The organism is Streptomyces sp. NBC_00316, from assembly GCF_036158715.1.
Lineage (GTDB): Bacteria > Actinomycetota > Actinomycetes > Streptomycetales > Streptomycetaceae > Streptomyces.
In genome coordinates, this window is record NZ_CP108024.1 from 1 (window position 1) to 14270 (window position 14270).

Sequence of the window (14270 nt, forward strand, 5' to 3'; positions counted from 1 at the left end):
ATCGCTGCGCGATGTGCAAGCGAACTGGGCTGCTTCGCAGCCCAGTTGTTCCCGCTTCGCGGGAACGGAGCGGTTCGCTTTGCTCACCGCGTTGCCCCCTTTCGCTTCGCTTCGGGGGCAACTGCAGTGCGGGTGCACCGTGTTGCGGGTGCGGGGCCGGCCTTCGGCCGGCTGGTGGCCTGCGCTGCGCTCCAGCCACCTGGTGACGCTCCGCGTCACTGGGTGTGCCACGCTTCGCGCGGCACACTTGCGGGCCTTGCGGCCCGAGCAGCAGCAGGGGTGGTCGCTCTCGGGAGCCTGCATGAATCTCCGGGGCGGCCCTCTTGGCGGAGGAGGGGTCGATCGGCACATCTCACCGGTGAGCAGCTGCCGTCAGTGCTTCCAATACTTCGTCAAAAGGGCGGGGCCAGTGGGACGTGCAGACCTCCTCTCACACCATGCGAGTCCTCATCGTCTGCTCCACCACGTGCAGGGCGTCTGTCTTGTCGTCGGATGGCGTGACTCCCCTGCGGTTCCCCTGTCTGTGCGATTACGGGCTTCGCTCATCATGTGGTGACGGGTGGTCGGAAACCATCCGCCCGAGGGGCGGTGGTCGCTGTCCGGGTGTGGGGGCTGAGTGGGTGTCAGTGGGGGCGTGGGGGGTGAGAACTGCAGGGGTCTCGGTGTGCTGCGATTGAGCGGTGTGTTCTTCACGGCAGCAGCACCTGTCGGGTGTTTGTGATGGTGAGAGTGCACAAGGTTTGCTTCAAAATTAATTGCAGATATAGTCTGGAACTTGTGGCCCTCCCTGATCCGAGGAGTGATGGAGTGCACCTCGCAGGTCTGAGGAAATGGTATGAGGACATGGAGCTGCTCGGGGTCGAGTTCGTGTCCGACTTCGAGGCGGTCCATGGGTACCTGCCCGGGGAGCACACTGTGTGCCGCGTCCCCGCCGGAGAGGGTCCCGTGTTGGTGGAAGTCTTGGCCCGGCAGGGCGTGGCGGGCCCGCTCCTGGAGTACTACGGGCATCTCGGTGGGGCAGAGCTGCCTCACCTCGGCAACGGGATCTGGATCGATGACGCCTCGTCCCTCATTGCCCAGGTCGCTGCAGGCAACTATCCCAACCGGCTCACTGGTGTTGTTGATGACACCGTGTCGGTGTTCGCCACAGACGGCGGTGGAGCCATGTACGCCCTCGGCCACACCAGCGGATACGTCTACCACCTCACCGCCGGCGCCCTCACGGGCAGCACCTTCGAGCTCGAGGAGAGCGGCTGCAGCATCGCTGCAGAAGACCTCGGGAGCTTCCTTGGGCAGCTACACGCTTCCCTCACCGCGGCCGTCGACGCGCAGCACGCCGCGCTGAAGGCGGCACACGGGCGGTAGAGACGGGCAGCAGGATTTCTGGGAAAGAGACGCCTCGATGGAAAAGAAAACACTCCGGCCGCATCAGAGAGAGGCCGTCGACGCGGTTATCCGTGCTCTCGAATTCCCTGCAAGATCACTTGTGCCCGAGCGAGGGCTCCGGACCCAGGTCATCATGGCAACCGGATCCGGGAAAACTCTCGTCGCCGTGCGCAGCGCGCAGGAGCTCCACGCGGGGCGTGTGCTCGTCCTCGTCCCCTCGCTGGACCTGCTGGCGCAGACCGAGGCCGCGTGGCGTGAAGGCGGCCGCACGGGCCCGATGATCGGGGTGTCATCGCTGCGGGGTGAGGAGGTGTCCTTCCCGAACACCACGGACGTGGACGAGCTGGTGGAGTGGACCCGGCCCTTCGACAAGGTCACCGTGTTCGCCACCTACGCCTCCCTCGGTCTGGGCACGCTGGAGCGCGCGCACACCGCGGGCCTTTCGGGCTGGGACCTGATCGTCGTCGACGAGGCGCACCGCACCTCCGGGCGGATCGGCAAGCCGTGGGCGGTCGTCCACGACAACCAGAAAATCCCGGCCCTGCGGCGCCTCTACATGACGGCCACACCCCGGCTGTGGCAACTCGGAGACGAGAACCAGGAACAGGCGCGCCGGGTGAGCTGGTGGCCTCGATGGACGACGATCCAAACGGCCCGTTCGGCAGCCGCTGCTACACGCTGACGCTCTCGGCAGCGATCGACCGGGGCATCTGCTCCCCCTACCAAGTCGTATGCGTCGACGTCACCGACACACAGCTCCAGGCCGCGCAGCTCCTCGGTGGTGAGGCCCGGTCCGAGGCCGTACGCGGGGCGCGGCTCGCCGCTCTGCAGACCGCCCTGGTGAAGGCGTCGGCCGAGGAGGGCTTCCGCAGGACGCTGGTGTTCCACCACGTGGTGAAGGAGGCCGAGGCTTTCGCGGCCGGCCTGCCGGACGTCGCTCAGCGGCTGCACGTGGCGGATCCGGAGCTGTACCCGAAGACGGTCTGGGCCAACTGGCTGTGCGGGGAGCACAAGCCGCTTCATCGCAGGCGGGTGCTGGACGAGTTCGCTACCGGGATCACGGGCGACGGCACCGTGGTCGAGAAGAGCTATCTGGGGTCCGTGAAAGTCCTCGGAGAAGGCGTCGACACAGCCCGATGCGATTCCGTGTACTTCGCCGACGTACGCGGCTCCATGCCCGACCTCGTCCAAGCCGTCGGGCGTGCCCTGCGGATGCAGCCCGGCGAAGGCAAAACCGCCTCCCTCGTGGTGCCCGTACTGCTGGGGCCCGGGGAGACGGCGGACAACATGCTCACGTCCCGGGCGTACGGCGGACTGGCCAAGCTGTTGGAAGCCCTCCGCGCACACGACACCCGGATCGTGGAAGCCCTCGCCGAACAGCAGGCCCCCAGCCGCTCCCCCAAGGGCCGCGAGCTGGGCGAAGAAGGCGAAGACCAGGAGCAGCAGGCGGCGTGGGAGGGCGTCAGCAGCCCGGCCAAGGCCCTGCTGAAATTCTCCACACCCCGCAACCCCGCCCAGCTGGCCGCGTTCATCAACCTCCGCGTCCTCAACCCCGAACACGAGCACTGGCGCCGCGGTGTGGAAGCCGCTGTCATCTACCACCGACTGCATGGCGACCTACGCGTCCCATTCACCTACCGAATCCCCACCCAAGGACAAACAGACACTGAAAACGGGACCCTAGGCAGCGCAGCAGAGGCAGGGGCCGAGGCAAGGGCCGAGGCAAGGGCAAGGGCCGAGGCAGGGGCAGGGGCAGGGGCAGGGGCAGGGGCAGGGGCAGGGGCAGGGCAGATCGTATGGCCGACCCCGCTGCACAGCTTTCCACTTGGCCAGTGGATCGCCGACGCACGCCGCTTCCACGCCCAAGGTCGCATGAACCAAGACCGCGCCGCACAGCTCGAAAAGCTCGGCATGATCTGGTCCCACTACGACCTCGCCTGGGAACAAGGCCTGGCCGCCGCCCGCGCATGGGCCACCGAACACGGACACCTGCTCGCGCCCCTGGACGCCACGTTCCAGGACGCGACGGTGGGCATCTGGCTGAAGAACCAGCGGGCCGCCGCCCGAAAGACACAGGAGAACGAACAGCGGAGTGCCGAAGGCCTCTCGGCCCAATCGTCGCCCGGGGCAATGTCGCAGGAGCGGCGCGAGCAACTGGAAGACATCGACCCCGCCTGGTGCCCGGCATGGCCCGTCACATGGCAGCGGTGCTTCCACCTCACCCGCCAGCACCTTGACGCCGGCGGGACGCCACCCACCACGCCGGGCGACGTCGTACGCCAAGGCGAAGACCTCGGACGGTGGGTACGGGCGCAGCGGCTCGGATGGGGCAGCCTCACCGCGGTGCAGCAATGGATGTGCGAACACATCCTCGGCATCACACCCGCCAGCGAGAACGAGAAACCAAAGCCACGGGTCAGCCAGGCCGACAAATGGGCCACGCACCTGGCCGCCGCCCAGCAGTACTACAAGCGCGAGGGACACCTGCAGGTCCCCCGCAAGCACGTAGAAACCATCAGCATGGGCGGCCCAAGCGACGGCGACGACCGCGACGGCCAGGAACAGCGGGACGTGCAGCTGAAACTCGGCGCCTGGATCAGCAACCAGCGAAGCAGGGCCGCGACACTGGCGCCCGAGCGGGCGGAACAGCTCACCGCCATCGGCATGCGCTGGACATGAGGGGCGTCGTCATCGCGGCCGTCGCGCTCACGGTCGGCTACTGATTCCCAATGAAGTTGTCAATCTCATCCGGTGACGCGCTGTGAGCGATTCATCCGAGGACGGCAGGTTTGGGCGGAGCGGTGATCTCGAAGACTCGGCCGTCGCGTATGAGGGCCCAGAGAACGTTCAATCGACGCCGCGCGAGGGCGATGACTGCTTGCCTGTGGTTCTTGCCTTCGGCTCTCTTGCGTTCGTAGAACGCCTTCGAGGTAGAGCAACAGCGGGCAGCGACCTGCGCGGACATGTAGAAGACCCGCAGCAGGCGCCGGCAGTAGCGTCGTGGGCGGCGCATATTGCCGCTGATCCGTCCAGAGTCCCTGGGAACCGGGGCCAGGCCGGCGACGCCGGCGAGGCGGTCAGGGCTGCCAAAGACACTCATGTCTCCGCCGGTGTGGGCGATGAACTCCGCGGCTAGAACGGGCCCTATGCCGGGCATGCTCAGGATGACCTCGGCATGCGGGTGTTCACGAAACCGGCCCTCGATCAGGACGTCGGTTTCGGCGATCTCTTCATCGAGGGCCATCACTTCCCTCGCGAGCTTGGCAACCATGGTGGCGGCCAGTTTCTCCCCGGCGACGGCAGTGTGCTGGGCCTCAGCGGCTTCGACGGCGGTGGCCGCGACGAGCTTGTAGTTGCGGGCCTTGCGGTTCTTCAGCCACTCGGCGAGGCGGTTCTTGCCGATCCGCCGGAGGGCGGCTGGGCTCTGGTAGCCGGTCAGCAGCACCAGGGAAGCCTTTGAAGTGCTGTAGTCGAAGGCCCGCTCCAGAGCGGGGAGGTACTCCAGCATCTGGGCCCGCAGCCGGTTGATGCCCCGGGTCCGGTCCGCAGCCAGGTCCAGCCGCCGTGAAGTGAGGATCCGCAGGTCGAGGGCGATGTCGTCGCCGTGGCGCATCGGTTGGAGGTCGCGGCGCATGCGGGCCTGGTCGGCGATGACGAAGGCGTCTTTCGCGTCGGTCTTCCCATCGCCCCGGTAGGAGCCGGAGGCGTGATGGACGGTGCGACCGGGGATATAGAGGACCTGTTGCCCGTTGCCGGTCAGCAGCGCGATCATCAGCGCGGCACCACCAGCGTTGAGATCAATCGCCCAGGTCACCGGCTCGTCTTCGCTCAGAGCGAGGACATCGCCAATCAGATTCAGCAGTGCGGTCTCGTCGTTGGCCACCCGCCGCGACAGCTTCCGCTGACCGTCGGAGTCGATCACCACGCAGTGATGCTCGGCTTTGCCAGCATCCGTACCGGCCCACAGTTCGGGCATGGCCACCTCCGAAGTCGTCCCAGTACTTGTCCCAGCAGACGACCTCGCCAGCGTGTCCTTACCAAGCGATCTTGTCGCGCGCATCCCAATCAGTGGCCGAGTCGTCGCGGGGCACCGGGCGGCCAATCAGTAGAAGCCACTCCTGCGGCATGAGGTTGACAGCCACACCCAGTGCCCCTGGGCCTCCCGATCCTACGAGTGACCGGAATCAACCCACCAACAACGTAAGGAGGTTTTCGTGTTGTCGTCGGGTGGTGACGGTTCATGATCCCTGCGGTATGCCGGTGGGGTGAGGTATTCGGAGGGTGGGGGCCTGACCGCTGAGCGTCGGGCGTTTCGTGAGGAGATCCGGCTTCAGGCCGGGCATCGGTTCGCGGCGGGTGAGAAGACCTCGGTGATCGCGAAGGACTTGCGAGTGAGCGTGCGGTCGGTGGAGCGCTGGCGCCGTGCCTGGCGCGAGGGCGGCATGGAGGGCCTGCGTTCCGCGGGTCCGGCGAACTCACCGACCATCACCGATACCCAGTTCGCCGTGCTGGAGGAGGAACTCGGCAAAGGCCCGGCGACGCACGGCTTCGAAGACGAACGCTGGACCCTGGTCCGGGTCCAGGCGGTGATCCGCCGTCGGCTGCGAGTGAGCCTGTCGGTGGCGACGGTGTGGCGGCTGCTGAAACGGCACGGCTGGTCCTGGCAGGCTCCCGCCCGCAGAGCACTGGAGCGTGACGAGCACGCGGTGGAGCTGTGGAAGAAGGAGGTTTGGCCCCGGGTAAAAGGCTCGCGGCGGCCTTTGGGGCCTGGATCGTCTTCGAGGACGAGGCCGGTTTCTCGATGACGCCGCCCCGTGCCCGCACCTGGGGCCGGCGCGGGCACACCCCCGTCATCCGCGTGCGTGGCAGGTCCCGCCGCCGGACCTCGGTTGCCGCGCTGTGTTGCTACAAGGCCGGCGAGAAGAGCCGTCTCATCCACCGGCCCCGCACGCGCCTCCTGCTCAAGGGCGCCCGCAAGAGCCTCGTGGCAGGACTATCGCGACCTCCTGGTGCGGGCACACATCCAGCTCGACGGACCGATCGTGGTGGTCTGGGACAATCTCAACACCCATCTGGCCGCGGGGCTGAAGCAGTACGAGGCCGAACACGACTGGCTCACCACCGTCCGGCTTCCGCCGTATGCACCCGACCTGAATCCCGTCGAGGCTGTCTGGTCACTCGTGCGCAGAGCAATGGCCAACACCGCTTTCACCACACCCGACGACCTCGACCGCAAGCTCCGCAGCGAGTTACGCAGGATCCAACTCCGGCCCCGTCTCATCGACGGCTGTCTCACCGCCACAAGACTGGCCATCAACCCGCCGACCCCACCTTGAAAACCTCAGTAACCAGTGAAAACTGAAGACAGTTGAATGAGAACTCATGGTGACATCGAAGTGCGAAGCCGCACCCGCCATTCCGATCCGCCCGGCTCCGAGGCTCACGGGCTCTGCGGGCCGCCACGGTTCGATGTCGTCCGCCCCGACCGGTCCGGCTCCCGCGCCGAGGTCCTCATCGCCGTGTCGCGGATTCCGGCGAGGGGCGCGGCGGGCCGCAAGGTGACGGTCGGCGAGTGGTTCTTCTGCTGCGACCGCGTCACCGTGACCGGACCGGGCGGTCGCCGGAGGCCGTCAGTTCGCGGGGCGGGGCAGTACGGCGAGGGCGGTGCGGGCGATGTCGGTCAGCGTCTCTTCGTCGGCTCCGGCCTTGCCCAGTGCTTCGATGCCGCGCAGTACGGCCAGGACCAGCGCGGCCAGCTGTCCGGGATCCGCGTCCGCGTCGAGGTCGCCGTTGCGCTGGCAGGCAGTGATGTCGTGCTCCAGCAGGGTGCGCAGTGCTTCGACGGCCGTGTGCGCTCGCTCGGCCACGGTCTTGTCGTGTTCGGCCAGCTCGGCGGTGCCCTTGGCCAGCAGGCATCCGCGCTGGGCGGTGTCTGCGGCGGTGGCTGCGGCCACCGCGTGGATGTGGGCCGACAGCCGCGCGTATGCGTTCTTGTCGTCGCCGCGCAGCTGCTGGGCGGTGGCATCGACGATTGCGCTGCAGTAGTCGTCGAACACGCGGTGGAAGAGGTCCTGCTTACCGCCGAACGCGCCGTACAGGCTGCCCTTGCCGAGGCCTGTGGCCGCGGCGATGTCGTCCATGCGAGTGGCGGCGTACCCGCCCGCCCAGAACTGCTCCCGGGCGGTGTCCAGTACCTGCTGCTCGTCGAATTTCCGAGGTCGTGCCATGGGGTGAGCATAACGCTTTCTTGACTCGTTCGTCCACAACAGTTAACGTTATGGACGAGCCAGTCAATAACTATCGAGGACTGGAACGTCATGACGGAAGTACTCGCAGGCAAAGTGGCAGTGGTCACCGGGGCGAACAGCGGCATCGGACTGGCCGCAGCGCGGCGTTTCGCTGCCGAGGGCGCCCACGTGATCATCACCGGTCGGCGTCAGGACGCGCTGGACGCGGCCGCCGCCGAGATCGGCCACAGCGTCACCGCTGTCCGCGGAGACATAGCGAATCCGGCCGACCTTGACCGGCTCTTCGCGGTCGTGGCCGAGCGGGGCCTGCGCATTGACGTGCTTTTCGCGAATGCGGGCGGCGGGGAATTCGCGACTCTGGAGGAGGTGACGGAGCAGCACTTCGACGACACGTTCAACATCAACGTCCGGGGGACGCTCTTCACCGTGCAGAAGGCGTTGCCGCTCCTCAATGACGGCGCCTCGGTGATCCTGACCGGTTCCACCGCCGCGACCACCGGCGGAGAGGCGTTCGGCGTCTATGCCGCGTCGAAGGCCGCCGTCCGCTCCTTCTCGCGTACCTGGGCCAACGAGCTCCGCGGCCGTGGCATCCGTGTCAACACCCTGGTGCCCGGACCGATCAAGACCCCGGGAATCACCGGCCTGGCCCCCAACGAGGAAGAGGCCAAGTCGCTCCGCGCGTTCTTCGCGCAGCAGGTTCCCCTCGGCCGGATGGGCGAGCCCGCCGAGGCGGCTGCGGCAGCGCTCTTCCTCGCGTCCGACCAGAGCAGTTTTGTCACAGGGTCCGAGCTCTACGTCGACGGTGGACTGAATCAGGTCTGAGTGGTTCTCCCTCCTGGAGCGGTGCTCGGTGGAGTCGCAGAGGTGCCCAGCTGTGTCTGTGGTGCAGCCGGGGCCGTCACCAGGGGGTTCACGGCGCGCCGATTCGGTGCTTCTTGGGTAGCGTGAATGAGTCGACGTGCACCATCCGGTCGTATTCCCCGAGGGAATCAGCCGCCGAGGGAATCCGTCCGCCGCGGGTTCAGCCGGATTTCCCGGTGACGACGGATTTCCCGGTGACCGAGGGAAGGATCCGCGCCGTGGCTTTCATCACGACCGCAGACGGAACCGAGATCTTCTACAAGGACTGGGGGTCGGGGCAGCCGATCGTGTTCAGTCACGGGTGGCCGCTGACCGCCGATGCGTGGGACCCTCAGTTGAATTTCGTGGCGGACAACGGGTTCCGTGCCGTTGCCCATGACCGGCGTGGGGGCGGACGTTCGGGGCAGCCGTGGGTGGGCAACGACCTCGACACGTACGCGGACGACCTGGCGTCGCTGATCGAGGCGCTGAACCTGCGTGACGTCATCCTGGTCGGGCATTCGACCGGTGGTGGTGAGGTGGCGCGGTACATCGGGCGCCACGGGACCGGTCGGGTCGCGAAGGCCGTCCTGCTGAGCGCGATCCCGCCGCTGATGCTCAAGACGGATGCGAACCCGGAGGGACTGCCCCTCGAAGTGTTCGACGAGATCCGGGCGGGCGTCGCGACGGACCGCTCCCAGTTCTACCGGGACCTCAGTGAGACGTTCTACGGTGCCAACCGGGAGGGTTCGACGGTCTCGCAGGGCACGCGTGACGCGTTCTGGCTGTGGTCGATGCAGGTGGGTATCAAGAGCGCGTACGACTGCGTCAGGGCGTTCTCGGAGACGGACCTGACCGAGGACCTCAAGCGGTTCGACGTCCCGACGCTGATCGTGCACGGCGACGACGACCAGATCGTGCCCATCGTGGCCGCGGGCGAGAAGTCCTCGAAGCTGGTCAAGGACGCCACGTTCAAGGTGTACCCGGGCGCCCCGCACGGTCTGGCGATGGTTCCCGTCTTCGCCGACCGTTTCAACGCCGACCTGCTGGAGTTCGCCCGCGGGTGAACGCCACGATTGTGTGTGCCGTTCCGCAGTGCCGTCCGGCCCAGGAAAGGAATCGCGCAAAGACCCGAGCGGGAATCTGTGCCCCTGCGTATCGCCGGGGTTCTCGTCAGCCGGCGGACCAGAGACGCAACAACCGGACCAGCAGCCGGCCGTTCCAAGCGAAACCGCCCAGTGCCACGCAGGACGACGGAGACCGACACACGCTCGCGCAGGACCCGAAAATCCCGAGGAGGGTGAATGTCTGCTCACCGCTACGAGCCGGGGCGGGTAGGCCTGCTCCTCATCGACACCATGAACGATGTCTTCTCCGAGGACGGCAAGGCCTACCCCACCTTCAAGGAGGAATTCGAGCGGATCGGAACCTTCGAGAACCTCAAGCGCCTGCTGGCGGGCGCGCGCGAGCAGGGATTTCCCGTCTTCTTCGCACCCATGTCCTACACCGAAGCGGACTACACCTCGTGGAAGCACATCTCCGGTGTCCACCGCGAGATGTTTGACAACCGCCTCTTCGTGGAGGGGAGTTGGGGGGGCCGATTTCCACCCCGGGCTGTCGCCTCAAGACGGCGAAATCGTGATCACTCCGCACAAGAACATCGACGTCCTGGCCAACACGGACCTGGAGGTCCAGCTCCGCCAGCACAACACGGAGTACATCGCCATCGCCGGCATGGTGGGGGCGATGTGCGTGGAGTCGCCCGCCCGCAGATGCATGGAACACGGCTTCCACGTGACCACGTTCACCGATGCGACCGCGGCAGTCGGGGGCCGGGACGCCTACGACGCGATGATTCTGCGGTATCCGTTCATCTCACATGCGACGCTCACGGTCGACGAATTCCTCACCGCCACGCGCGCACCGGCGGCCTGAGGGCCCTTACCGGTAGCACGCGGTGAGGAGCGTCGAATCGCGCGCTCGACCGACCGACCTCGCCTCATCCGTCAAGACCGCCGAGGCGGCCCTACACCTGAATTCCATGTCGATCGATGCGGAGGACGCACATGAGCCCTGAGGAAGGCGTGCTGATCGTGGGGGCCGGCCCCGCGGGACTGATGCTCGCGGGCGATCTGGCCGAGGCAGGGATCGCCTGCACCATGGTGGAGCGCCGCGAAGGGGAGTCCCAGCTCACCCGGGCGTTCGCCGTGCACGCCCGGACGATGGAGCAACTCGACGCCCGCGGGATCGCCGACGACTTGCTCAAGACCGGACTACGCAATCCGGTCCTGCAGTTCTTGCAGATCGACCTCTCACGGCTGCCGACCCGCTACCCGCACGTCCTGGTGACACCGCAGTACAACACCGAGCGGCTGCTCCGCTCCCGCGCTCTCACCCACGGAGTGGACATCAAGAGCGGCTACGAGGCGACCGGTCTGCGGCAGGACTCCACGGGCGTCAACGTCGAGGTACGCGCCCCGGACGGTACGGTGCAGACCCTGCGTGCCGCCTACGTGGTGGGCGCTGACGGCCGCAACAGCAAGGTGCGTGAGTCCCTCGGCCTCCCCTTTCCCGGCCGGTCCGCGGTTCGTTCGATGATGCTTGCCGACGTACGCCTGGCCGAGCCGCCGAGAAAACCTCCCACCGTCGGGGCGGTGGGGGACGCCTTCGCCATCGTCGTGCCCTTCGGCGACGGCTGGTTCCGCGTCATGGCCTGGAACCGTCGCCACGACATGCCTGACACCACGGCCGTCGATCTCGACGAGATCCGCGCAGTCGCCCAGCGGGCGCTCGGGAACGACTTCGGCATGCGGGACGCACGCTGGCTCTCCCGGTTCCACAGCGATGAACGCCAGTGCCCCCGTTACCGCGTCGGCAGGGTCTTCCTCGTCGGCGACGCCGCGCACGTGCACTCACCCGCCGGCGGGATGGGCCTCAACACCAGCATCCAGGATTCGGTCAACCTCAGCTGGAAACTGGCGGCTGTCCTGCACGGCCGGGCTCCGGACGCTCTGCTCGACACGTACGAGGCCGAGCGGCATCCGGTGGGCCGTCGGGTACTTCGGATGAGCGGCGCACTTCTGCGTGGGGTACTGACGACGCCAAAGGCGATGTGCGGATTCCGCGACCTCTTCGCCCGAACGGTGCTGCGCATCCGGCCCGTAGCCCAGCGGGCCGCCCGGGCGATTTCCGAACTCGACATCGCCTACGCCACTCCGAGTGGCGCACCCCCGCTTGTCGGCAAGCGCGTTCCCGACCTGTCACTGACCGACGGAAAGCGGCTGTACGAGGCTCTGCGCACCCGGCGCTTCGTGCTCGTCACCGCCGCGGATGCGCCGCTCCCCACCGCGGTGACTGAAGGCTGGGCCGACGAGGTCGAGTTCGTGTCCGTGCCAGGCCTGACAAGAAGGGCCCTGCTGGTCAGGCCAGACGCGTACATCGCGTGGACCACCTCGGAGGAACATCCGCAACGCCGGGCCGAGGCCGCCCGACAGGCCCTGACGGACTGGTGTGGTGCAGGCGCTACCGCCCATCAAGGCACCCCTACCTCCAGATAAGCCGGCCCCTGACACCGCGCGACGCGGCCGCCGTCCGGTGCCCGCGGCTGCGACGGAACAGCCTTTCGCCGCCACGCCACGCCCCAACGGGCCCAAGCGTGGTCCCAGGTGTGAGCTGGTGCGGACACCTGCGCACACCGGCTGGACGACATCTCGTGCCGGCTACGGCCGAGGCATCTGATGCAGTGCCTGCCGAGGGGGGCCTGCCTCGAGGACGTGCTCGTGCGCTCCGACGACGGCAGCACCAGTGCCCGACCGCACCAGCCACGGATGGCACGTCCACGGTGCCCGATCAATAGGTCGGGCCAGCAGACGCAACCGGGAAACTCTTCATGCCAAACAGGAGTGCGCCGTCCGCCCACTCAGACAAGTCGAACAAGCCATTGCACCTGGGCACACCCCTACCGTGAAGGACACACCATCCGAAATCCCTTATCACGATAGAGCCGGAGCCCACCCATGACTTCTGTCCATTCCTTCTGGGTCGCAGGACGCCCGGCCGAAGGCGACAACACCCTCGACGTGACTTCCCCGTGGGACAGCAGGCTCGTCGGAACAGTTTCTGTGCCGACCGACGCACAGATTGAAGAGGCTGTCGCCGCCGCCTACGCGGTGCGGGAGGAGTTTGCCGCCACTCCGGCCCACCTGCGGGCCGCCGCCCTGGACCAGGTCGCCAAACGCCTTGCCGAACGGACTGAGGAGATAGCACAGCTGATCTCCGCCGAGAACGGCAAGCCCATCAAGTGGGCGCGCGGCGAGGTCGGCCGCGCCGTCTCCGTCTTCCGCTTCGCCTCTGAAGAGGCCCGCCGCTTCAACAGCGGCGAGGCCCAGCGTCTGGACACCGACGCAGGCGGCCGGGGGCGCCTCGCCCTGATCCGCCGCTTTCCCAAGGGCGTCGTCCTCGGCATCACCCCGTTCAACTTCCCGCTGAACCAGGGCGCGCACAAGGTGGCTCCCGCCATCGCCGCCGGTGTGCCGATCATCCTCAAGCCCGCTCCGAACACTCCTCTTTCCGGGCTGCTCCTCGGCGAGGTGCTGGCCGAGACGGACCTGCCGGTGGGCTCATGGTCGATCCTGCCGGTCTCCAACGACCGTATGCCCGCCCTCGTCCAGGACGAGCGCCTGCCCGTGATCTCCTTCACCGGTTCCGAGAAGGTCGGCTACGCGATCATGGACTCGGTGCCCCGCAAGCACTGCACCCTGGAACTGGGCGGCAACGGCGCGGCGGTCGTGCTCGCCGACTGGGCGAGCGACGAGGACCTGGACCGGGCCGCCACCCGGATCGCCACCTTCTCGAACTACCAGGGCGGCCAGTCCTGCATCTCCGTGCAGCGGGTGATCGCGGACGCCTCCGTGTACGACCGGCTGCTGCCGCGCATCGTCGCCGCCGTCGAGGCCCAGGTGACCGGCGACCCGTCGGACGACAAGACCGACGTCGGGCCGCTGGTCAGCGAAGACGCGGCCAAGCGCGTCGAGACCTGGGTCGACGAGGCGGTGACGTCAGGCGCCGAACTCCACACCGGTGGCACGCGCGACGGCGCCTCCTACGCACCCACCGTGCTCACCAGTGTCCCGGCGGAGACCACCCTCGCCTGCGAGGAAGTGTTCGGCCCGGTCCTGACCGTGACGAAGGTGAACGGCGACGCAGAGGCGTTCGCCGCGGTCAACGACTCCAAATATGGCCTCCACGCGGGCGTGTTCACCCACGACGTGCAGGTCGCTTTCCGTGCGCACCGCGCGCTCGAGGTCGGCGGCGTGATCATCGGTGATGTTCCGTCCTACCGGGCCGACCAGATGCCGTACGGCGGCGCCAAGCAGTCGGGCGTAGGCCGCGAAGGCGTGAAGTTCGCGATGGAGGACTACACCTACGAGCGAGTCCTGGTTCTGACCGACCTCGAACTCTGACGAGTCGCCGCGTGACGGGAGGGGAGCAGGGTGCAGGCGCCAGGAACGCCACCGACCGGTCTTCGCCGAACGCCCTGCGGCCACACTCGTTCACCGGCGGCACGGCCTCCCCCACGCTTCGGCGTGTCCTCGCCGTGCCGTTCGGTGTCACCCGCTCTCCCGACCCGGGCTGGACGCCTCTCAGAGTCAAGTGTGTCTGACCAGCCTCCCACCTGCATCCCGCAGAGCGTTGGTCTCTGGCTCTTGTTGGTCTTGCACATGGCGCGAGCCGCACGGCACCGCGCGGGCGGTGCGGCTCGTATCGATGCAGACTCGATAGAAGGGACGGATTCGG

General features: G+C 67.4%; 8 protein-coding genes and 2 pseudogenes. 8 read left to right on the forward strand and 2 right to left on the reverse strand.

Annotated elements, in window-relative coordinates:
• The first annotated feature begins 720 nt into the window (after nt 1-720).
• Nucleotides 721-1365 (forward strand): hypothetical protein, encoded by a 645-nt coding sequence (locus OG878_RS39295; RefSeq protein WP_328884794.1) that lies wholly within the window; start codon nt 721-723, stop codon nt 1363-1365.
• A 37-nt stretch (nt 1366-1402) separates the two neighbouring features.
• Nucleotides 1403-4065, forward strand: a pseudogene (locus tag OG878_RS39305) (Helicase associated domain protein).
• Between the two features lie 91 nt (nt 4066-4156).
• Here OG878_RS39305 and OG878_RS39310 read toward each other — a convergent pair.
• Nucleotides 4157-5362, reverse strand: coding sequence for an IS110 family transposase (locus OG878_RS39310; RefSeq protein ID WP_443049033.1), 1206 nt, complete (start codon nt 5360-5362; stop codon nt 4157-4159).
• 289 nt (nt 5363-5651) lie between these two features.
• Here OG878_RS39310 and OG878_RS42490 point away from each other — a divergent pair.
• A pseudogene (locus OG878_RS42490) lies at nt 5652-6722 on the forward strand (IS630 family transposase).
• A 294-nt stretch (nt 6723-7016) separates the two neighbouring features.
• On the opposite strand, the gene OG878_RS39325 reads toward OG878_RS42490, so the two are convergent.
• Nucleotides 7017-7613 (reverse strand): TetR/AcrR family transcriptional regulator, encoded by a 597-nt coding sequence (locus OG878_RS39325; protein ID WP_328891546.1) that lies wholly within the window; start codon nt 7611-7613, stop codon nt 7017-7019.
• Nucleotides 7614-7703: 90 nt separating this feature from the next.
• Between OG878_RS39325 and OG878_RS39330 the strand changes: the two genes are divergently transcribed.
• From OG878_RS39330 to OG878_RS39350, 5 genes are all read left to right on the forward strand, one after another.
• Nucleotides 7704-8456 carry an SDR family oxidoreductase gene (locus tag OG878_RS39330; RefSeq protein ID WP_328891547.1) on the forward strand — a complete coding sequence of 251 codons (753 nt, stop codon included), beginning with the start codon at nt 7704-7706 and terminating at the stop codon, nt 8454-8456.
• A 257-nt stretch (nt 8457-8713) separates the two neighbouring features.
• Nucleotides 8714-9541 (forward strand): alpha/beta fold hydrolase, encoded by an 828-nt coding sequence (locus OG878_RS39335; protein WP_328891548.1) that lies wholly within the window; start codon nt 8714-8716, stop codon nt 9539-9541.
• A 571-nt stretch (nt 9542-10112) separates the two neighbouring features.
• Nucleotides 10113-10409, forward strand: a complete 297-nt coding sequence (locus OG878_RS39340; RefSeq protein WP_328891549.1) for an isochorismatase family protein — start codon at nt 10113-10115, stop codon at nt 10407-10409.
• Between the two features lie 131 nt (nt 10410-10540).
• The gene (locus OG878_RS39345) at nt 10541-12031 is read left to right on the forward strand and encodes an FAD-dependent monooxygenase (protein WP_328891550.1); all 1491 of its coding nucleotides are present in this window, start codon (nt 10541-10543) and stop codon (nt 12029-12031) included.
• A 459-nt stretch (nt 12032-12490) separates the two neighbouring features.
• Nucleotides 12491-13936, forward strand: coding sequence for an aldehyde dehydrogenase family protein (locus OG878_RS39350; protein WP_328891551.1), 1446 nt, complete (start codon nt 12491-12493; stop codon nt 13934-13936).
• Nucleotides 13937-14270: the final 334 nt, after the last annotated feature.